General features: G+C 55.3%; 17 protein-coding genes. 5 read left to right on the top strand and 12 right to left on the bottom strand.

Annotation, left to right across the window (positions count from 1 at the left end):
* The first annotated feature begins 234 nt into the window (after window positions 1-234).
* On the top strand, window positions 235-1,263 hold the full coding sequence (locus tag JQR90_RS08310; protein ID WP_404627642.1) for a quinone-dependent dihydroorotate dehydrogenase: 1,029 nt from the start codon (window positions 235-237) through the stop codon (window positions 1,261-1,263).
* Window positions 1,264-1,357: 94 nt separating this feature from the next.
* Here the strand turns inward: JQR90_RS08310 and rmf are convergent, their stop codons facing one another.
* Window positions 1,358-1,573 carry a ribosome modulation factor gene (gene rmf, locus JQR90_RS08315; RefSeq protein WP_010797981.1) on the bottom strand — a complete coding sequence of 72 codons (216 nt, stop codon included), beginning with the start codon at window positions 1,571-1,573 and terminating at the stop codon, window positions 1,358-1,360.
* A gap of 312 nt (window positions 1,574-1,885) precedes the next feature.
* On the opposite strand from rmf, the gene rlmKL reads away from it, so the two are divergent.
* Both rlmKL and JQR90_RS08325 read left to right on the top strand, forming a co-directional pair.
* Complete coding sequence (rlmKL, locus tag JQR90_RS08320) at window positions 1,886-4,078, top strand: bifunctional 23S rRNA (guanine(2069)-N(7))-methyltransferase RlmK/23S rRNA (guanine(2445)-N(2))-methyltransferase RlmL (protein WP_434140709.1); 2,193 nt, start codon at window positions 1,886-1,888, stop codon at window positions 4,076-4,078.
* A gap of 210 nt (window positions 4,079-4,288) precedes the next feature.
* Window positions 4,289-5,329: an acyltransferase family protein gene (locus tag JQR90_RS08325; RefSeq protein ID WP_434140710.1), complete on the top strand. Its 1,041-nt coding sequence runs from the start codon at window positions 4,289-4,291 to the stop codon at window positions 5,327-5,329.
* Here the strand turns inward: JQR90_RS08325 and JQR90_RS08330 are convergent, their stop codons facing one another.
* The 9 genes from JQR90_RS08330 to JQR90_RS08370 all read right to left on the bottom strand — a co-directional run bounded on the left by JQR90_RS08330 (window position 5,330) and on the right by JQR90_RS08370 (window position 15,612).
* Window positions 5,330-6,391 (bottom strand): oxidoreductase, encoded by a 1,062-nt coding sequence (locus JQR90_RS08330; protein ID WP_434140711.1) that lies wholly within the window; start codon window positions 6,389-6,391, stop codon window positions 5,330-5,332.
* Window positions 6,392-6,501: 110 nt separating this feature from the next.
* Window positions 6,502-6,927 (bottom strand): HPF/RaiA family ribosome-associated protein, encoded by a 426-nt coding sequence (locus JQR90_RS08335; protein ID WP_010797985.1) that lies wholly within the window; start codon window positions 6,925-6,927, stop codon window positions 6,502-6,504.
* Window positions 6,928-7,001: 74 nt separating this feature from the next.
* The gene (xylB, locus tag JQR90_RS08340) at window positions 7,002-8,507 is read right to left on the bottom strand and encodes a xylulokinase (protein WP_434140712.1); all 1,506 of its coding nucleotides are present in this window, start codon (window positions 8,505-8,507) and stop codon (window positions 7,002-7,004) included.
* A 63-nt stretch (window positions 8,508-8,570) separates the two neighbouring features.
* The gene (locus JQR90_RS08345) at window positions 8,571-10,052 is read right to left on the bottom strand and encodes a mannitol dehydrogenase family protein (protein WP_434140713.1); all 1,482 of its coding nucleotides are present in this window, start codon (window positions 10,050-10,052) and stop codon (window positions 8,571-8,573) included.
* Window positions 10,053-10,100: 48 nt separating this feature from the next.
* The gene (locus tag JQR90_RS08350) at window positions 10,101-11,198 is read right to left on the bottom strand and encodes an ABC transporter ATP-binding protein (RefSeq protein ID WP_434140714.1); all 1,098 of its coding nucleotides are present in this window, start codon (window positions 11,196-11,198) and stop codon (window positions 10,101-10,103) included.
* A 17-nt stretch (window positions 11,199-11,215) separates the two neighbouring features.
* Entirely contained in the window at window positions 11,216-12,049 is an 834-nt protein-coding gene (locus tag JQR90_RS08355; RefSeq protein WP_010797989.1) for a carbohydrate ABC transporter permease, read from the bottom strand.
* Between the two features lie 10 nt (window positions 12,050-12,059).
* The gene (locus tag JQR90_RS08360; protein ID WP_010797990.1) at window positions 12,060-12,995 is read right to left on the bottom strand and encodes a carbohydrate ABC transporter permease; all 936 of its coding nucleotides are present in this window, start codon (window positions 12,993-12,995) and stop codon (window positions 12,060-12,062) included.
* Window positions 12,996-13,111: 116 nt separating this feature from the next.
* Window positions 13,112-14,419: an ABC transporter substrate-binding protein gene (locus tag JQR90_RS08365; protein ID WP_010797991.1), complete on the bottom strand. Its 1,308-nt coding sequence runs from the start codon at window positions 14,417-14,419 to the stop codon at window positions 13,112-13,114.
* 290 nt (window positions 14,420-14,709) lie between these two features.
* Entirely contained in the window at window positions 14,710-15,612 is a 903-nt protein-coding gene (locus JQR90_RS08370; RefSeq protein WP_037030876.1) for an AraC family transcriptional regulator, read from the bottom strand.
* 211 nt (window positions 15,613-15,823) lie between these two features.
* Here JQR90_RS08370 and JQR90_RS08375 point away from each other — a divergent pair, with 211 nt between their 5' ends.
* Both JQR90_RS08375 and JQR90_RS08380 read left to right on the top strand, forming a co-directional pair.
* On the top strand, window positions 15,824-17,113 hold the full coding sequence (locus tag JQR90_RS08375) for a mechanosensitive ion channel family protein (RefSeq protein ID WP_010797993.1): 1,290 nt from the start codon (window positions 15,824-15,826) through the stop codon (window positions 17,111-17,113).
* A 112-nt stretch (window positions 17,114-17,225) separates the two neighbouring features.
* Window positions 17,226-17,915 (top strand): CatB-related O-acetyltransferase, encoded by a 690-nt coding sequence (locus JQR90_RS08380; RefSeq protein WP_010797994.1) that lies wholly within the window; start codon window positions 17,226-17,228, stop codon window positions 17,913-17,915.
* Between the two features lie 74 nt (window positions 17,916-17,989).
* Here JQR90_RS08380 and JQR90_RS08385 read toward each other — a convergent pair whose 3' ends face one another.
* A complete protein-coding gene (locus JQR90_RS08385) occupies window positions 17,990-18,169 on the bottom strand; it encodes a hypothetical protein (protein WP_010797995.1) in 180 nt (59 codons plus the stop codon).
* A 98-nt stretch (window positions 18,170-18,267) separates the two neighbouring features.
* On the bottom strand, window positions 18,268-19,386 hold the full coding sequence (locus JQR90_RS08390; protein WP_010797996.1) for a GNAT family N-acetyltransferase/peptidase C39 family protein: 1,119 nt from the start codon (window positions 19,384-19,386) through the stop codon (window positions 18,268-18,270).
* Window positions 19,387-19,540: the final 154 nt, after the last annotated feature.

Consider the following 19,540-nt stretch of genomic DNA (forward strand, 5'->3'; position numbering starts at 1 on the left):
TTGGGACTAACCCGAGGAAGTGGAGCACGAGTTGAAAGGCACCAGATAAATACGAGCAGGTTTTGAAAAATACTCTTTTTATTCTGACATTTTATAACTTGTTCAGTTCGTTACTGATAACTGCTTTGCAATTACAAAAGAGCTGTACGGCTTATTCCCACTACGGGCATGGAGAGACTCGCGACTTGTTGAGCTGTATAATGGGCGGTCCTTCCATTCGAACAGCCCTTGCCCATGTACTCCACGGTTCGTAACCTACTGTTCAAGCTTTCTCCGGAAACGTCCCACGATCTGACCCTTGATCTGATTGGTGCTGGTGGCAGGCTGGGTCTCAATGGCCTGTTTCATCGCCAGCCTTCGTTCCCCGTCACGGTCATGGGGCTGGAGTTCGCCAACCCTGTAGGCCTGGCGGCTGGACTGGATAAAAACGGTGCTGCCATCGATGGTTTTTCACAGCTGGGGTTCGGTTTTGTCGAGGTGGGTACGGTAACGCCAAGGCCACAGCCGGGTAACCCTCGGCCACGGCTGTTCCGTATTCCCCAGGCTGAGGCCATCATCAATCGCATGGGGTTCAACAACCTGGGCGTCGATCATCTGATTCAGCGGGTTCGGGCCTCCCGGTACAAAGGCATTCTTGGAATCAATATCGGCAAGAATTTCGATACGCCTGTCGAGCGTGCCGCTGACGATTATCTGCTATGCCTGGACAAGGTCTATGAGCATGCCAGCTACGTGACCGTCAACGTCAGCTCGCCCAATACACCCGGACTGCGCAGCCTGCAATTTGGTGACTCGCTCAAAGCGCTTCTGGAAGCGCTTCGGCTTCGTCAGGAGGATCTGGCGGTGCGTTACGGCAAGCGAGTGCCGATTGCCATCAAGATCGCGCCGGACATGACGGATGAAGAGACTGTACTGGTAGCCCATGCCATTCATCAGGCAGGCATGGACGCGATCATCGCGACGAACACGACTCTGAGCCGGGACGGCGTGGAGAATTTTCCCTATGCTGCCGAGGCGGGCGGTCTTTCCGGTGCGCCGGTGCGTGATAAGAGTACGCATACGGTACGTGTGCTGGCGTCGGAGCTAAAGGGCAAACTGCCCATTATTGCGGCAGGCGGCATTACCGAGGGTATCCACGCAGAGCAGAAGATAGCGGCGGGTGCGAGCCTGGTTCAAATCTATACCGGCTTCATTTACAAGGGACCGGCACTCATTCGCGAGTCGGTAGATGCTATCGCTTCGACAATCAAAAGGGCTCCTTAAGGAGCCCTGTGCCTCGTTGGAGGCGTATCTGGTGTTCACCAGTGCGATCTGTTTGAGGGCGTTAAGTCACCCGTCCAAAACGAATTAGGTTGTATCAGCCTGCTACGTTGAGTTGATTTAAGCGATGAATACCTGCTGTGCCGATGAAGCCATCCCAGTGGTCGCCGCGGCCTTCGCGCCAACCGTTCATCCAGGCCTGGCGGATTTTTTGATGGTTAAAGGGGCAAAGATCGCGGGATTTTCCGCTAACGCCGTGCTGATAACCACGTTGAAAAGCTCGTTCCATCGGATCACGCTTAAGTCTTCTCATAGGGTGTTGCCCTCGTTTGTTGACTGTTTTTCCAATGGCCCTTGGGCCTCGTGGAAGCGTTGCCGGCGTGACGCTTCTCATCCCGCTCATTGCGAATCGGGATTGGTTAAGTTCTAACCAATGGTTACAGCTATGTGAATGATCGTTTTGGCATAACCATAGTGTTTTTATCAAATCTAACCATAACGACCGGCTAAGAAAGACCTTTACAAGGCCGGTCCTAACAGTCAAAGCCTTATGTAATAGGGCTTTTTATGGTTTTCAGTTTTCTGGCCGGTCAGTAAACCTGCCATCAATGAGTAATGACGATTCATGACCAATCAATACGAATTGTTTCTGACGTGCCCAAAAGGGCTGGACGGGCTGCTACTGGACGAGGCACAAGCGCTTGGTCTGGAGCAGGCGCGGGCTCAGGTCTCTGCCATACGTGGGCAGGGCACGTTGGAAACAGCCTATCGGCTTTGCCTCTGGTCACGTTTGGCAAACCGGGTGCTACTGGTACTGTCGCGCTTTACAGTAACCAATGCCGATACCCTTTACGACGGGGTGGCGGCTATTGATTGGAGCGAACACCTTGAGCCCAACGGGACATTGGCCGTTGAGTTTTCCGGAAAGGGTTCGGGGATTGATAACACACATTTCGGTGCGCTCAAGGTCAAGGATGCGATTGTCGATGGGCTGCGCAGGGTATCGGGGCAGCGTCCGTCGATTGACAAGGTGCGGCCGGACGTTCGCATTCACGTTCATCTGGATCGAGGTGAAGCGACGGTATCGCTGGATTTGTCCGGACACAGCCTGCACCAGCGAGGTTACCGTCTACAGCAGGGTGCAGCACCGCTCAAGGAAAATCTGGCGGCGGCCATTCTGATTCGTGCGGGCTGGCCGCAACTGGCCGCGCAGGGCGGCGCGTTGGCTGACCCGATGTGCGGGGTAGGGACGTTCCTTGTTGAGGCAGGGTTGATGGCTGCGGACATCGCGCCCAATCTGAAGCGGGAACATTGGGGGTTCTCGAACTGGTTGGGGCATATCCCGGCGGTGTGGAATCGCTTGATTGACGAGGCCGAGGATCGAGCTGTCGCCGGGCTTGCGCGTCCACCGCTATGGATTCGCGGGTATGAAGCCGACCCTCGGCTTATTCAACCCGCCCGCAATAATATCGAACGGGCAGGGCTGGGCGACTGGATCAAGGTTTATCAGGGAGAAGTAGCGAATTTTGAACCGCGACCAGATAAGAACCAGACTGGTCTGGTCATCTGCAACCCACCCTATGGCGAGCGCCTGGGGGATGAGGCAAGCCTGCTGTATCTCTATCAGAACCTGGGTGAGCGTCTACGCATGAGTTGCTTGAACTGGCGTGCCGGTGTGTTTACGGGAGCACCGGAGCTGGGCAAGCGCATGGGTATCCGCAGCCACAAGCAATATGCCTTCTGGAACGGTGCACTGCCTTGCAAGCTGCTCATGTTCGAGATCGAACCACGGCAATTTGTGACTGGTGAACGTTCTTCCACATCGTCACAATCCCGTGATGAGGCGCAGGTAGCAGCGGAACCTGCCAAGCTGAGCGAAGGCGGGCAGATGTTTGCCAATCGCCTGCAAAAGAACCTGAAGCAACTTTCCAAATGGGCGCGTAAGGAAGAGATCGAGTGTTATCGCGTGTATGACGCGGACATGCCCGAGTACGCTGTTGCCGTCGATCTGTACCGTGACTGGGTTCATGTGCAGGAATACGCACCGCCGAAGACTATCGACCCGGAAAAGGCGCAGTCGCGGTTGTTGGACGCATTGGCAGCCATTCCGCAGGCGCTGAATGTTGATTCTACTCGTGTGGTCGTGAAGCGTCGCGAGCGCCAGACCGGTAAGAAGCAGTACGAGCGTCAGGCTGCGCAGGGTCACTTTATGGAGGTGATCGAAGGGGGTGTGAAGCTTCTGGTCAACCTGACCGACTATCTGGACACCGGCCTGTTCTTGGATCATCGCCCCTTGCGCTTGCGTATCCAGCAGGAGGCCGCTGGCAAGCGTTTCCTGAACCTGTTCTGTTACACCGCGACGGCGACTGTACATGCAGCGGTTGGCGGTGCCCGCAGCACCACCAGCGTAGACATGTCACGGACCTATCTGGACTGGGGGCGTCGCAATCTGGCGCTCAATGGCTTCTCTGACAAGCATCGTCTGGAACAAGCCAATGTCATGGAGTGGCTCGATGAGAACCGGGGAGAGTACGATCTGATCTTTATCGATCCGCCAACCTTCTCCAACTCCAAGCGTATGGAGGGCGTGTTCGATGTTCAGCGTGATCACGTTTCACTGATCGATATGGCCATGGCTCGGCTTGCCCGGGGAGGCCTCCTTTATTTTTCGAACAACTTCCGAAAGTTCGAGCTGGATGCCTCGCTCGCAGCACGCTACCAGGTAGAAGAGATTACGCACGAGACACTTGATCCGGATTTTGCACGGAACAGCAAGATTCATAGAGCGTGGCGGATTTCGGCTAAGCCAAAAGCATAATGATGCGCTCGCTTGTGACCTCTGTCATGAAGCGGGCCAAAACTTGAAACCCTGAGGGTCGATGAGAGTCGACCCTGGGCGGATATAGCCTCTAAGGTTTGTCTGAACAGGTCAGCGTTGCCTAATCAGTACCGAAATGTGCTGTCAGAGCGGCTGATGCTGCAGCAGTCCTATCCGCATCAATGGGCTTCAAGGAGGCAAACGCTTTCAATGTTGGTTTCGCTTCAAGCGCTAAGGGCTCTGGCAGCCTGGCTCGTGGTGTTTCATCACTTCATGCAGGTCTTCTTTGATTTTCGGTCCGACACCCTGGTCGGCCATCTGCTCTCAACGCGAGGGCAAGTGGGAGTCGATATCTTTTTTGTGCTCAGTGGGTTCGTGATCTATATCTCGACAGCAGGTCGAGCCATGCCCACGTTCCGGTTCATGGTGAATAGGATCGCGCGAATAGTGCCCGCCTATTGGCTTTATACCGGTATTACCGCTGCCATCATTTTTTTTGCGGCGGATGTGATGCCTGTTTATGGAGTGACAAGCAAGGAGCTATTGCTATCGCTGTTTTTCATTCCGAGCCAGAATCCCGGAGGATTCGGTTTGTATCCCACGCTGCCGGTAGGATGGACGTTAAATTATGAAATGCTGTTCTATCTGTTGTTTGCACTGTCATTCAAAGTGCCGGAACGCTGGCGACTCTGGGTTGTATCGCTTCTGGTGGTTGGGGTCAGCGTTGCGTCAGCAGAGCAGCCTTTTATCAGCCATTTCTACCATAATCCCATCATGTATGAGTTCTTGTTGGGCATGGGTATCGGTGTGCTGTACCGAAAGGGGTTCATACCGCAAAGTCTGAAGGTAGCGCCACTGGTTGCAGGATTTTCGATAGCCACGATTCTGCATTTTGATGCCGGTAATGACTGGCGTTTGCTGACTTGGGGTGTTTTCAGCGCCTTGCTTGTAGCCAGCTGCATCGCAATGGAGCCACTGTTTGCGGGTAATCGGGTTCTCAAGGCGTTGGGTGATTGGTCTTACTCGGTCTATCTCATCCACGTCATCGTCCTATGGCTGGGCGACTACTGGCTACATCATCAGGTGGGGTTGAATCCCTATGAAACCCTGCTGCTGTGCTTGCCGATCATTCTTCTGTTGTCATGGCTCAGTTTTGAATTCATCGAGCGCCGAATGACCCGCAAGGTTAAGACGGCATTGGAAGCGGTCCCGGCGCGTATTGCCGAGACCCTGGAGGCGCGGGCTCGCTGATCAGCGCCAAGCGTTGCGCTCGGCTTCGCTAAAGTCGGGCACAACGCTGATCCCTTCTTCTGCAGAACGCTGGACAGCCTCGATGACAGCCATGAGTGAGCACGCCTGAGCTGGCGTAACCGGGTTTTCTGCCTCACCCCGTAACGCACTGATCACGCCTTGGTAATAACGACGATGATCCCCTGTGGACACCGCTACAAGCTCTTGAGTGCCGTCGGCATGGAGCAGCTGTCCGGCATCCTCATCCAGGCCCCAATTTTCTCCGCCCGGCAAAATACCCTGACGTAATGCGTCCTCCTGACGATCAGCGCCACGCTTCAGCCAGCTGGCCTGTGTACCCTGGATCATGAAGCGGGGCGATCCTCCAGCGCTCAACATTCCGGCCTGCAGGATCGCCTGAGTACGTCCATAGTCGAGTACGACGTGAAACCAGTCATCCGCCAGTGCGCCTTGCCGCTGCTTTACAAGCTGGGCAGTTACACGGTGCGGTACACCAAACAGGCAGAGTGCCTGATCCGCCAAATGCGGCCCCAGGTCGTACCACAGGCCGCTGCCCGGTCCATCACTTTCACGCCAACGTTGCCTAACCTCGGGCCGGAAGCGTTCGATACGCGATTCATACACGGCGATCTCACCCAGACGATTGCTGTTTATCAGCTCCTGAGCGCCTAGGAAGTCACTGTCCCAGCGGCGATTCTGAAAAACGGACAGAAATCTGTTTTCTGCCTGAGCAATGTCTGCCAGCTGGCGCGCTTCGCGAAGCGTCAGTGTAAAGGGCTTGTCCACCACGACATGCTTACCCGCTCGCAAGGCTGCTTCAGCCAGTGTTGCATGGGTATCGTTGGGCGTGGCCAGGACCACCAGATCGACTTCAGGATGCATTACTGCAGCGTGATAATCACTGATGACATTGATATGAGGGAGTTGAGAGCGAATCTTATCGAGCTGGCGAGAGGCAATATGCGTCAGAAGAAGGCCATCGACGCTTTCGATGAGAGGGGCATGAAAGATTTCCCCTACAAAGCCATAACCGATGAGAGCAACTCGAACCTGCGTATCCATGATGAACTAATACACTGACTGAAATGAAGTCGCAGTATAGCCAGGCTGGACACTATCGATAAGAAAGCCGCGAGAGGAAACAATTCTCTCGCGGCAAGGTGGGAGATACGTTATTCCTTACCTAACGCTGCCTGCTTGGCCAAGAAGTCGTCCTGCAGAAGCGAGTCGGTAAATTCCTGTGAATCTTCCAGATTAATCGGGTCGTCGATGTGGCCGGTAGACGTAACCTTTGCATCAAGTTTTCCGGTGAGGTGTTCAAGGGCGTGTCGCATTTTTTCTGCAGCGCCATCTACGGCAAGGTCTAGCGCTTCGGCTTTATGAGTCACTGAGATCGAGCGGTACCCCTTGGGGCGGGCTTCGATCTGACAACGCTTATCTTCCGCTCCGGATTTTTGAGCATTCTCATCGCTCAAGTGAATTTCAACGCGGGTCAAGAGATCTTCGAAACGCTCCAGGCGATCGACAACAGCAGAACCTACCCATTCTTGCAGCTCGGCACTGCCTTCGATCTGATTGGTGTTCACTTGGACTTGCATACCACATCCTCATGTTTTTTGACGTGCCTATCTAATAGGACGGGCTCGGCAGTAGGAGGTTCATCTTTTAAAGACTAATGGATGCCAAGTACTTCGCCATGCAAGGCATGAAGCTGGTGCCGATAACGCTGGTAGACAGTTTCATAGGCACGCGCGCGGTCGGGATCAGGAGAGACATGCGACGCGTCGTCCAGCTGCACGCAGCGTTTGCTCAGCGATTCAAGGGTGTCTGCCGAGTCATGCTGAGAAGACCAGCACCATGCTGCCTGTATGGCACCGCCAAGGGCCGCCGCTTCGGTGTGAAGGGTGCTGATGACCGGCGTATCCATGATATCTGCCACCAGCTGCCGCCAGACAGGGCTTTTGGCTCCTCCGCCAATCAGGCGAATGGTCTGGCTGTGCATGCCGGTGCCGCACAGCAAGTCCAGCCCATAGCGCAGGCCAAAGGTTACGCCTTCGATCATCGCACGGCACAGGTTGGCACGGGTAAGGTTGGAGGCGGTCAGGCCCAGCAGGCTCGCCGTAGCAGTAGGCAGGGAAGGGACGCGCTCGCCGTTCAGGAAAGGTAGAACCGTAATGCCCTCAGCCCCAATGGGTGCCTGTTCGACAAGGCGGTTGAAGGTATGCAGGTCGATGTTCAAAAGCTCGCGTAGCGCGCCGCTTGCGTTTGTCAGGTTCATGGTGCAGATCAGCGGCAGCCAGCCGCCAGTCGAAGAGCAAAACGTTGCGACAGATGCATGCGGGCTGACGCGGGGGCTAGCAGAGTAGGCGTATACCGTTCCGGAAGTGCCCAGGCTCATGGTAATAAGGCCTTCCTGGCTGTTTCCGGTACCGATTGCTCCCATCATGTTATCTCCACCGCCACTAGACACGATGGCGTGCTCATTCAGACCCAGCCGCTTGGCAACCGGTGGAAGCAGCGTGCCGACAGGCTGATGGGCCTCGATGAGTTCAGGCAGAGCCTTCATCAAGCGTCCAGTCGGATCAAGGTGCAGAAGCAGGTCGTTATCCCACTGCCGGGACCGCACATCGAAGTAGCCTGTCCCTGACGCATCGCCAAACTCGGTACAGCAACGGCCTGTGAGCCAGTAATTCAGGTAGTCATGGGGAAGCAGAATATGAGCGATGCGGGCGAAAAGGTCGGGAAAGTGTTTTTGTGTCCATCGAAGCTTGGATACGGTATAGCCCGGCGCAATGGCTATACCAAGACGTTCCAGCGAACCGGCAGGCCCGCCTAGGTAATCGAGCAGCTCCTCGTTCTCTAGTGTTGACTCGGTGTCGCACCACAGCTTGGCAGGGCGGAGCACTTGGCCTTCATTGTCAAGTAATACCAGCCCATGTTGTTGGCCTGATATTCCGATACCCCGGAGAGCGTTTCCTGGCAGGCCAGCATGAGCGAGTGCTTGCTGTGTAGCCGTTTCAAATGCCTGGATCCACTGTTCAGGCAACTGCTCACGACGGCCGTTGGGCCCGCTGATCATGTCGTGGGCTGCGGAGCCTTCCCCCAGGATCTGGCCCGTAGCTGAGTCGAGAATGACGGCCTTGGTGCCTTGTGTACCGCAATCAATACCAAGAAACATGTGTAGTCTCGCTGTTGTTCGTACTGAAAGGCCCTAGATGCATTTGCTTCTAGAGCCTGGGGATCACCTGTCTGACTTCAGAAGATTTTCCAGAGTTTTCTCTACGCCTAAGGTTTTCAGGCTGGCGAGGTTACGTTCGAAGGAGGCAATAAAGGCGGCGGATTTTGGGATAGAGGTTCCAAAGATTTCCTCAACACCCAGCAGCTGCTCGGTTAGGCGCTGATCGTTTCTGACCAGGGATTGGCAGAAGTCGGCGCGGGGATCAGGAATACGGTAGGTTTCGCCGCGCTCGTCTACGCCTTTGAGATAAAGCGCCCAGGCGGCCACGACGAGGGAGGCGCGATCCAGGTTCTGCTTGTCGGCAATCAGACGATTGATAGTGGGAATGGTGAACTTGGGAAACTTGGACGATCCATCCGAGCAGACGCGCTCCAGCTGATCGGCAATCGCTTGGTTGGAAAAACGCTCGATCAGCTTGTCCTTGTAGGCTTCCAGATCAATACCGGGAACAGGGGCGAGCTGCGGGGTAACATCCTTGTTCATGTAATCACGAATGTACTGGACGAATAGTGGGTCATTCATGGTCTCGTGAACAAAACGATATCCCTTGAGGAAACCCAGGTAGGTAAGGGCAAGATGGCTGCCATTGAGCAGCTTGATTTTCATCTCCTCATAGGGCGTAACGTCGTCAGTGAACTGAACACCTACCTTTTCCCAAGCCGGTCGGCCATTGACGAATTTGTCTTCCAGTACCCATTGCATGAAGGGCTCACACGCAACCGGCCAGGCATCTTCGATGCCGTAGCTGTCCTTTAGCTTTTGCTTGTGCGCGGTACTGGTCATAGGGGTGATACGGTCGACCATCGCGTTAGGAAAGGAGACGTTTTTGGCGATCCAGTCCGCCAGCTCCTTGTCTACCAGTTTGGTAAAGGACAGCAGCATTCGCCGGGTGACATCGCCATTATGAGGAATGTTGTCGCAGGACATGATGGTGAAAGGGGGTGTGCCTTCGCAACGGCGTTTGCACAAGGCCGCCAGCAGAAATCCGAAAACCGTTTTGGGATCTTCCGGGTGGGCGATGTCATGCTGGACCAGCGGAAGTTCATCGTTGAACTCGCCGGTGCTATCGTCCATGCAGTAGCCGCCCTCGGTGATAGTTAGCGAAACGATGCGAATATGGTGGTGGGCCAGTTTATTGATCAGTGCCTGAGCACTGTCTTCTGCCAGCAGCATCTCGCTGATTGCCCCCACAACACGGACTTCAAGATCTGGCGTGTCGCCCAGCTCGAAAAGCGTATAGAGATAGTCCTGCTCGGCTAGAGTGTCGCGCATGGCGCGGTCTTCACTGCGCAATCCCACCCCACAAATGGACCAGTCCAGCGCCTCGCCCTGATTGAGAAGGGCTTCGGTATAGATGGCCTGATGGGCTCGATGAAAGCCACCAACGCCGATGTGAGCAATGCCATGCCGGGTCTGACATGGCACGTAGCTTGGCGTGCGGACCGGGTCTGTCAGCTGTGCAAGATTCTGGCGATTGAGTTTCATGCAGGTGTCTCCAGGTGTGGCCCTATTGAGCCACGCGAATTCAGTTGATCAGGCGGCTTGTTGCAGGGCACGGCTTACGGCCTGCCCATGCTCATCGAAGAGATGACAGTGGCTCACATCAACGGCCAGCTTGAGCCGCTCGCCATAAGCACCGGAAAAGTCTCCCGGTACGCGTACGGTGAGGGGTTCGTCAGACGGCGTGGTCATGTGGCAGTAGGTGTCGCTGCCCAGGCGCTCGGTTACGTCCGTGACCACGGGCAGCTGACCTTGAGGGTCTATGACGAGATGCTCAGGGCGAATACCTAGGGTGACTTCGTGGCCGATTGCCAATGCTCTGCCGTCACGTGGCAGACGCAGTCGAGGCCCGCTGGCCAGCTCGATTTCCGTCACCTGAGCGCTGGTATGGATGACCTTGGCTTTCAGGAAGCCCATCTTGGGTGTGCCCAGAAAACCTGCGACGAAGAGATTGGCAGGGTGATGGTAGAGGTCCAGCGGCGAGCCGACCTGTTCGATACGGCCGCCGTTGAGCACTACCACTTTGGTTGCCAGTGTCATGGCTTCGACCTGATCGTGGGTGACATAGATCATGGTCGCCTTGAGTTCCTGGTGCAGCCTGGCCAGTTCCAGGCGCATCTGGACACGCAAGGCAGCGTCCAGGTTGGACAGGGGCTCGTCGAAGAGAAAGACCTTTGGATTGCGTACGATGGCGCGGCCAATGGCGACACGCTGGCGTTGGCCGCCGGAAAGCTGGCGAGGCTTGCGTTCAAGCAAATGACCCAATTCGAGGATACGTGCCGCCTCGTCAACTTTCTTCTCTATTTCGCTTTTGGCAATTCCCGCCAGATCCAGCGCGAACGACATGTTCTTGCGCACCGTCATATGGGGGTAAAGCGCATAGGTCTGGAATACCATGGCCAGATCCCGTTTGGCGGGGCTGACCTCGGTAATATCACGGCCGTCCAGCTCGATGGTGCCGCTGGTGACATCCTCAAGGCCGGCAATCAGGCGCAGCAGCGTGGACTTGCCACAACCGGAAGGACCGACAAACACCACGAATTCACGGTCGTTGATATCCAGGTCGACACCCTTGATGATCTCGATGGAGTCAAAGCCTTTACGCAGGTTACGAATCTTTAACGTAGCCATGGAAAATCCTCTTGTTCTTATTTGACGGCGCCGAAGGACAGGCCGCGTACGAGTTGCTTCTGACTGATCCAGCCGAAAATCAGGATAGGTGCGCAGGCCAGTGTCGAGACGGCAGACAGCTTGGCCCAGAACAAGCCTTCCGGACTTGAATAGGACGCGATCAGGGCAGTCAGTGGCGCGGCGTTGGACGAGGTGAGGTTGAGTGACCAGAACGCTTCGTTCCAGCACAGGATCAGCGACAGCAGGACCGTCGACGCCAGGCCCCCTTTGCTGATGGGCAGAAGAACCCTGACGATTTCCTGAAAGGTGGTGGCGCCATCCAGGCGAGCAGCTTCCAGGATGTCCTTCGGAATTTCCTTGAAGTAGGTGTAGACCATCCAGACCATAATGGGCAGGTTGATCAGCGTGTAGATGATGATCAGCGAAAGCTTGGTATCGAGCAGGCCCAGGCTCTTGGTCATCAGGTAGATCGGCATGAGAACGCCTACGGCCGGTAACATCTTGGTCGAAAGCATCCAGAGCAATGTCTGCTTGGTCAGGCGCGTCTCATGGAAGGCCATGGAGTACGCCGCTGGAACCGCCAGCAGTAAGCCCAGCACTGTAGAGCCAAAGGAGATGGCGACGGAGTTCCAGGCAAAATGAAAGTAATCGCTGCGCTCCTGAATGTGCAGATAATTCTCCAGCGTGGGCATAAAGATGAACTGCGGAGGGGTTGCAAAGGCATCGATTTCAGTCTTGAAGCTGGTGAGGATCATCCAGAAGATTGGAAAGAACAGCACCAGCGCAATGATCCAGGCCAGCGTGCCGAGAACGGCACTGTGCAGGCGACGAGATTGCTTGAGCGTCATCATGGTCGCATCCTCACTGTTGGGTCAGGTTCTTGCCAAGCATCCGAACCAGGATGATGGCGGCAATGTTGGCGATCACGACAGCGATCAATCCGCCTGCCGAGGCCATGCCTACATCGAATTGCAGAAGTGCCTGGTTATAGATCAGATACGCAAGGTTGGTAGACGCGAAGCCAGGGCCGCCACTGGTGGTGGTAAAGATCTCAGCGAAGACCGAAAGTAGAAAGATCGTTTCGATCATCACCACGACGGCAATGGGACGCGCCAGATGGGGCAGGGTGAGGTGCCAAAAAATGGCAAGCGGGCCGGCGCCGTCCAGCCGTGCTGCTTCTTTCTGCTCCTGATCAAGCGACTGCATGGCGGTCATCAGGATAAGAATGGCGAAGGGCAGCCATTGCCAGGACACGATCAAGATGATCGACAGCAATGGGTAATTTGCCAGCCAGTCGATTGGCTGTGCGCCAAAAAACTTCCAGACGGCGGCGAGAATGCCTGAAACCGGATGGAAGATGAGGTTCTTCCAGATCAGTGCGCTGACGGTAGGCATGATGAAGAAGGGGGAAATCAGAAAGACCCGTACAATCCCACGCCCCCAGAACTCGGTGGCTTCCAGAAGCGCTGAAATCAGTACGCCCAGGACCACACTGATCAACAAGACACTGCCCACCAGTAGCAGGGTGTTGGTCATGCCCGGCATGAAGCCGGTGTCGGTGATGAAGTATTCGAAATTCTCCAGACCGACGAAGTCATTCTCACCGGGGTAGAGCAGGTTATAGCGAATTAGCGAAAAGTAGATGGTCATGCCCAATGGCACGATCATCCAGAGCAGAAGCAGCAGGACCGACGGGCTGACCAGAAACCAGCCGGGGCTGGTCCGGCGCTTGCGGGCGGTGTGCTCACGAGCTCGTGCCTGGGTAGAGACGGGGCTTTTCAACGTGGTTGTATTCATGACAGTCGCTCCGAACCGTTGCAGCGAGAGGTCTACAGGGCGGCCATCCAGAAAGCTGTCAGGCCAGGCTTGTCCTGAAGCGGCGCAGCCATTACGGCCACGCCGAACCGGTTAAGCTATTTGGGATAACCCGCGCGTTTCATTTCGCGAGAGGTCGACTGCTGGGCAGCCTGCAACGCCTGCTGCACGGGCATCTGTCCGGTCAGTGCCGCCGAGAACAACTTGCCCACCGAGGTGCCGATAGCCTGGAACTCAGGAATGGTTACGTACTGAATACCCACATAAGGAACAGGCTTGGCAGCGGGATGCGCCGGGTCGGCCTTTTCCAGCATGGACAGGGATACCTTGGCGAAGGGTGCGGCCTGCATGTAGGCCTCGCTGTATGTAGACTTGCGCGTACCTGGCGGGACGTTGGCGATACCTTCCTTGTCAGCTACCAAGGTGGCGTATTGCTTGGACGTCGCCCATGTCACAAAGGACTGTGCAGCTTCCTTGTTTTTGGAGCTGGAAGGAATCGCCAGGGACCAAGCATAAAGCCAAGACGAACCTTTATCGGTTACCTGCGTTGGGGAGGCGGCAAAGCCCACCTGGTCAGCCACCTTGCTTTGCGATTTGTCGGTCGTAAAAGACCCGGCCACGCTGGCATCCACCCATAGGGCGCACTTGCCGCTGTTGAACAGCGCCAGGTTTTCGTTGAAGCCGTTGCTGGACGCACCGGGAGGGCCGTACTTCTTCATCGTATCGACATAAAAGTTGGCGGCCTTGGTCCATTCCGGGCCAGTGAATTCCGGCTGCCACTTTTCATCGAACCAACGTGCACCGAAAGCATTGGCCATGGTGCCGATCAGCGCCATGTTTTCACCCCAGCCAGCTTTGCCGCGCAGGCAAATGCCATACTGATCCTTGTCGGGATGGTGAAGTTTGGCGGCAAATTCACCGAGCTGTTCCCAGGTTGGCTGCTCGGGCATGGTCAGCCCGGCGTCCTTGAAGAGGTCCTTACGGTAGTAGGTAATTGAGCTTTCCGCATAGAACGGCAAGGCATACAGCGTGCCCTTGACGGACAAACCTTCTCGTACCGAAGGAAACAGATCGTTCACATCATAGTCGGCTGGCAGGTCTTTCATAGGTTCCAGCCAGCCTTTGGCACCCCAGAGACCGGTTTCGTACATGCCAATGGTCAGCACGTCGAATTGACCGCCCTGCGTGGCAATGTCAGTCGTCAGGCGTTGGCGAAGTACGTTTTCTTCAAGGACTACCCAACTGAGTTTGATATCCGGATGCTGCTCTTCAAAGGTTTTGGAGAGCCGTTGCATCCGAATCATATCGCTGTTGTTAACGGTAGCGATGGTGACCGTGGCGGCCTGAGCATAGGTGACGGCACAAATTCCGGCTGTAGCGAAAAGCGCTTTCAATAGCATGTTCATGTCGCACTCCCTTCTGCGCCGTAGCGACAGAAGCTCTTATTGTTGTTTTAACCCCCAGACTGCGAAACAGGAGGAGCGTGTTCGATTGATTACACCCCTTAAGTTAAGCGGTAGACAAATGCGAAAACACACTCAGGCTGATACTTTTTTGCACTTGTTAGCGAGTGATCTTTGCGTGTGAAATAGCAACAGAACGCTCTGCAGTAGGGCTTGGTGCGTTTTTGGCGTTGAGCCTGCGTGACAGAAATTGCAAGGTATTGGCAGGCAATGAGCAGTCGCCTGGACCCGGTTTATACGTTCTGCTCGGTCAAGCGTTTTACCGTGAGGCGCCGATAATGCGTAGGCGTCATGCCTTTCATTTGTTGGAAGCGGCGATTGAAATTGGAAATGTTATTGAAGCCTGACTCAAAACAGACGTCTGTCACGGCCTTTTCGCTTTGCGATAACAGCTCGCAGGATTTGCTGATACGCAGGCTGTTCACGAATTCAATAAAGCACCGCCCGGTAGCCTTGCGAAAGAAGCGGGAAAAATAGGTAGGCGTCATGCCCAGGTGCTCTGCTGCTTCTTCAAGCGTGAGCTCACTGGTATAGCGCTCGAAGATGAAGTTAAGCGCCTTGTTGGTACGGTCCAGAGTATGTTCGTCGTCTTCCGAACGAATCGGCGCGCCGCTCAGCAGGTGATAATCCTCACAGGTCGCCAGCAGCTCCATCAGTACGAAAAAGTGACCCAGACGGCTGGCACCCCGCGTCTCGGCAATACGCTGCAGAAGATCTGCCGATTCATTGATGGTGCGCGAACAGTGGAACTGAATGCCGAAACGGGCGCGCTCAAGCAGCGGGTTCAGTGCATTGAGTTCAGGAAAGACTGTCGCCGCGTTTTCAAGCGTCTCATCGGTAAAGTTAACCAGCATGTCGCGCTTGTCGACGACCTCACCTTCCGCTACTTGGCTGATCCAGTTATGGGGCAGGTTAGGACCGGTCAAGAACAGGCTGTAAGGATAAAAGCTGCCGATATAGTCGCCAATGAAGGCTGTGCCCGAGCTGGCTATGATCAGATGCAGCTCGTATTCCTTGTGAAAATGCCAGCGAACCAGAGGGCAGGGGAAACCGTGCTCGCGGTAGATCACCGAATGGCCGCTAAGGTCGTCCATCAGTTCATACGACGGATCGCGTTTGCGCAAAGGTCGAGTCATGGCCGGGTCCGTGGTGTTGTGGTTATACGGAAAAGGCCACCGCAGCATAGTCTGCTTCCTCCGAAATGTCTTTAGCGGCTCAACGATACGGCCATGCCGGGTCAGGTAACGCCGGTTTGTCGCCGGTCATACAGAAGCCGGTTGCATTTTGCTACCGTAACGCCTCCCCGCCGTCCGGATCAGGATGGTGCGACTCTAAAAAGCAAAGATTATGACTACTTATTTAGATGCCTCGTTAAACTGGCTCAGGAACTATCCCGAGCTCTACACGCTGTTCTGCCTGACCTTGTTGCTGCTGGCTGCCTGGCTATGTAACTGGATTGTGAAGCGTATTCTGGTGAAGGGTGTTTACCGGCTATTAAGCAGTGCTTCGCTGGGTCTTAAAAGCGAGGTCACCAATACCCCGATGATCGCGCGCCTGGCTAATGTCGTGCCAGCCTTGATCCTGTCGACGGGTATACTCGCAGTGCCCGGCCTGCCGGAGGCGTTGGTCACAGTAGTTGGGAACGTGTGTAGCGCGTTCATTATCCTTACTATCGTGTTGGCGATCAGTAATCTGCTCGATATTGTCAATGCGGTTTACCAGCGCCGTCCCGATGCGCGATTCCGGCCGATCAAGGGGTACATCCAGGTCCTCAAGATCGGCATATTCTGCCTGGCATCCATTCTGATCATCGCCACGCTGATTGATCGCTCGCCATTGATTCTCCTGTCCGGACTGGGCGCGATGGCTGCTGTGCTGCTATTGATCTTCCAGGATACGCTCCTGTCACTGGTGGCCAGCGTACAGATCTCATCCGGGGACATCGTGCGCATCGGTGACTGGATAGAGATGCCCCAGCTCAACGCCAGTGGGGATGTCATCGATATCGCTTTGCACACGGTCAAAGTGCAGAACTTCGACAAGACGATCACCACGATTCCCACCAAACGCTTTATCTCCGATGCGTTCAAGAACTACCGCGGTATGCAGGAATCCGGCGGTCGCCGCATCAAGCGCAGCCTTTTCCTAGATCAGCAGAGCGTGCATTTCATCGATGGTGATGAGTATCGACATCTGCATCGTTTCAGCTTGCTGGCGGACTACCTGGACAACAAGCAGAAGGAGCTGAAGGAGTGGAATGATAAGCTGGCTGAGCGCGGTCAGGAGCCTGTCAACACGCGTCGTATTACCAACCTGGGTACATTTCGGGTGTATGTAGAGCGTTACCTGCGTAGCCATCCCGGCCTTCGGCAGGACATGACCCTACTGGTTCGCCAGCTCGATCCTACCTCCAGCGGTTTACCCCTGGAGGTGTACTGCTTTACCAATACGGTGATCTGGGCACAGTACGAGAATATCCAGAGCGATATTTTCGATCATTTGCTGGCGATCCTGCCGGAGTTTGGGCTTCGTATCTATCAACAACCCAGCGGGGCGGACATGCGTGCCTTTCTGACGTCGGATCATCCGATCAACGCGGTAACTTCGCTGGATGACAAGCATCTGACCATACGATAGGCCGGGACGCTTTTTACCTTTGACGGTGCAACCTGGGTAATACTAGCTAGCGACGGAGCGTCTGGGTCAAGCCAACGCTCCAGCTTGCGTGTCGGGTGGTTGAGAAGGTGCCGTGATAAAAGAATTCAGAAATGCCTACTGGAAACGCTGGCTCAGAAAGCAGGGCTGCAAGCTGTCGAACGGACCTCTTGGCCTCAGTAGCAGAACCACATTGCTACTGGAAGAGCATGTTTCGATCGGTCCTGTGGATGTGGCTGCCCGTCATCTTTCTGTTGGAGCCTATACCTATATTCGAGGCGGCAGCGAGCTATATCTGGTCCAGTCTATCGGGCGTTTTTGCTCGATTGGCAACAACGTTCTGATCGGACAGGAGCGGGATACCCATCCCGTTCACTGGGCAACTTCTCATCCGTTCGCGTCTGATGAGGCGGGGCTACCTTACCAAGGCAAGCAGAAGATGAGCGTCATTGGCCATGATGTATGGATTGGCCGTGATGCCATGATTATGGATGGGCTCTCGGTGGGTACCGGTGCGGTTATCGCTGCCCGAGCACTGGTTACTAAGGATGTGCCGCCTTATGCCATCGTAGGGGGTTCTCCGGCCAGGATCATTCGATACCGCTTTGCGCCTGAGCTTATTGAACGATTATTGGCGTCTCAATGGTGGACGCTCAGCCCGGAGGCGCTCAGGCAGCTTCCTTTCGATGATCCAGAGCGTTTCGTGCAGCACGCATCCAGTCACGCCCAGCCGGCAGCGTATAAAACGTTGGAAGTTACCCGCAAAGGGTGTCGGGTGCGCTGATTCATTTGCCAGATCTCCGCCAGCCGGGCTGACTGGTGCTTTTGAGTACATGGCCACGTATGCTGGAGGGACATTTACTTCAGAACACAGGACGCACTGATGGAGGGATTCATTTTTATCAGCTGGGTCCGCGCATCCATGCAGGTTTTCTGAGAGTTGAACTCCTGCATGGCGACCATAGGCGAGCTGCCCTTATCGGTATGAGGATTGGTTGTATTCAGAAGGGTCACCACAAGAAGAACCCAAGTGCTCATAGGAGCTCCGTTTTAGAGACGTCAGTGTCGTTATCAAGCGTTTTTTACCTTGGAAAGCTAAAGCGGACTTACCGCACTGAAGCAGTACGCTACTGCCCTTACGCTACCGAATTTGTCTCTGGGGCTGGAGGATAAAGGATCACCGCGGCCCGTAGCTTGTTCTTGCCAAAGCGGCTGAGTTTATCGAACTCGGCATGGCTGACCGGAATGTGTTGGCAGTCCAGCTCCCGACGATGCTGGCTATGGTCTACGTCTGGGTCGTGGAAGTAAATGAAGTCTTCGTCGCAACCGGTTACAGCGATCCAGTGAGGGCCTTTGGTCTGGATAAGGCGAAAGCTGCTGATCAACACCAATGGCAGACCACCGTCGGCAATGATTTGCGGGATATCCAGCTTTGTTCGAATCAGGCGTTCAATATCAGTCTGTTTGAGTTCCCGGCTGAAGTCCTCATGCACCAGCCGCATCACGTCACGTTTTTCTTCGCTGCGTACGCCTTCCAGGAAAAGAGGGCCGCGGGTGTTAACCTGTAACTTCACACGAAAGCCGCGGCGTCGGGCGGCCAGGGCCAAGCCGTGTGGCCCGCAGCCACCGTGGCCGGCGGTCATATAAATAGTGGTAGCCTCACGCCAGAGACGTAACTCTTCCCAACGCTCCAGCGGGCGTCCAGGCTCCAGCGCGCCCATGGCCATCAGAAGCGAGGCCGGGCCGCAGGTGAAATCCGTGGTCTGTCTATAGAAGGGTACCTTGCGTAGCCGGCCTTCACCGGGCTGACGGATACGTTTCTCGAAGCGCAGCGCCTGACTGTGATCTTCGTAATAGTCATCGACGGTTGCAAAAGGGAGATAGCCATTGCGTTCATACAGGGCAATAGCTGCAGTATTGTCCGGGCGCACCTCCAGACGCATGTACGCACAGTCCCGCTCAATGGCACAGGCTTCCGCAGCTTCGAGCAGGTGCTGCCCAAGCTTGTGCCCCCGAGCTGCCGGGTCGATGGCAATGGAATACAGCCGCGCCAGGGAGGTGTTTTGGTGAAACAGAACCAAGGCGTACCCCAGGGTATTTCCAGCCTCTTCCACCAGCGTGAGAGAGGCATTGGCTCGAGTCAGCATCCATTGGAAATTGCGCCGCGAAAGGCGGTCGTATTCAAAGCACCGTTTCTCCAGCTCAACCAGTGCGTTGAGGTCCTCGTGAACAGCAGGGCGTAGCATGAAATTCATTTGTGTGAATCCCTAGCCAGGTCAAGCGCCTCAAAGACAGTCGCTCGGTCCTCAGCAGTGCGGTTAAGCCGCGGTTAATGGAGGCTGTGTTACGTAGTTTTCGTCTGTCCATCAACTGGTACAGACCGAACCTGAGTCGTTTGACAGGAACGTT

Source organism: Pseudomonas sp. JZ114 (assembly GCF_051027705.1).
Lineage (GTDB): Bacteria > Pseudomonadota > Gammaproteobacteria > Pseudomonadales > Pseudomonadaceae > Chryseomonas > Chryseomonas luteola.

What these genes read in the sequence shown, in the direction of transcription:
- xylB (WP_434140712.1), bottom strand. Translation starts at nt 8,507, where the DNA reads ATGTTTCTTGGTATTGATTGCGGTACACAAGGCACCAAGGCCGTCATT.
- JQR90_RS08330 (WP_434140711.1), bottom strand. Translation starts at nt 6,391, where the DNA reads ATGGATACGCAGGTTCGAGTTGCTCTCATCGGTTATGGCTTTGTAGGG.
- JQR90_RS08390 (WP_010797996.1), bottom strand. Translation starts at nt 19,386, where the DNA reads ATGAATTTCATGCTACGCCCTGCTGTTCACGAGGACCTCAACGCACTG.
- JQR90_RS08365 (WP_010797991.1), bottom strand. Translation starts at nt 14,419, where the DNA reads ATGAACATGCTATTGAAAGCGCTTTTCGCTACAGCCGGAATTTGTGCC.
- rlmKL (WP_434140709.1), top strand. Translation starts at nt 1,886, where the DNA reads ATGACCAATCAATACGAATTGTTTCTGACGTGCCCAAAAGGGCTGGAC.
- rmf (WP_010797981.1), bottom strand. Translation starts at nt 1,573, where the DNA reads ATGAGAAGACTTAAGCGTGATCCGATGGAACGAGCTTTTCAACGTGGT.
- JQR90_RS08375 (WP_010797993.1), top strand. Translation starts at nt 15,824, where the DNA reads ATGACTACTTATTTAGATGCCTCGTTAAACTGGCTCAGGAACTATCCC.
- JQR90_RS08335 (WP_010797985.1), bottom strand. Translation starts at nt 6,927, where the DNA reads ATGCAAGTCCAAGTGAACACCAATCAGATCGAAGGCAGTGCCGAGCTG.
- JQR90_RS08345 (WP_434140713.1), bottom strand. Translation starts at nt 10,052, where the DNA reads ATGAAACTCAATCGCCAGAATCTTGCACAGCTGACAGACCCGGTCCGC.
- JQR90_RS08355 (WP_010797989.1), bottom strand. Translation starts at nt 12,049, where the DNA reads ATGATGACGCTCAAGCAATCTCGTCGCCTGCACAGTGCCGTTCTCGGC.
- JQR90_RS08370 (WP_037030876.1), bottom strand. Translation starts at nt 15,612, where the DNA reads ATGACTCGACCTTTGCGCAAACGCGATCCGTCGTATGAACTGATGGAC.
- JQR90_RS08350 (WP_434140714.1), bottom strand. Translation starts at nt 11,198, where the DNA reads ATGGCTACGTTAAAGATTCGTAACCTGCGTAAAGGCTTTGACTCCATC.
- JQR90_RS08310 (WP_404627642.1), top strand. Translation starts at nt 235, where the DNA reads ATGTACTCCACGGTTCGTAACCTACTGTTCAAGCTTTCTCCGGAAACG.
- JQR90_RS08385 (WP_010797995.1), bottom strand. Translation starts at nt 18,169, where the DNA reads ATGAGCACTTGGGTTCTTCTTGTGGTGACCCTTCTGAATACAACCAAT.
- JQR90_RS08360 (WP_010797990.1), bottom strand. Translation starts at nt 12,995, where the DNA reads ATGAATACAACCACGTTGAAAAGCCCCGTCTCTACCCAGGCACGAGCT.
- JQR90_RS08325 (WP_434140710.1), top strand. Translation starts at nt 4,289, where the DNA reads ATGTTGGTTTCGCTTCAAGCGCTAAGGGCTCTGGCAGCCTGGCTCGTG.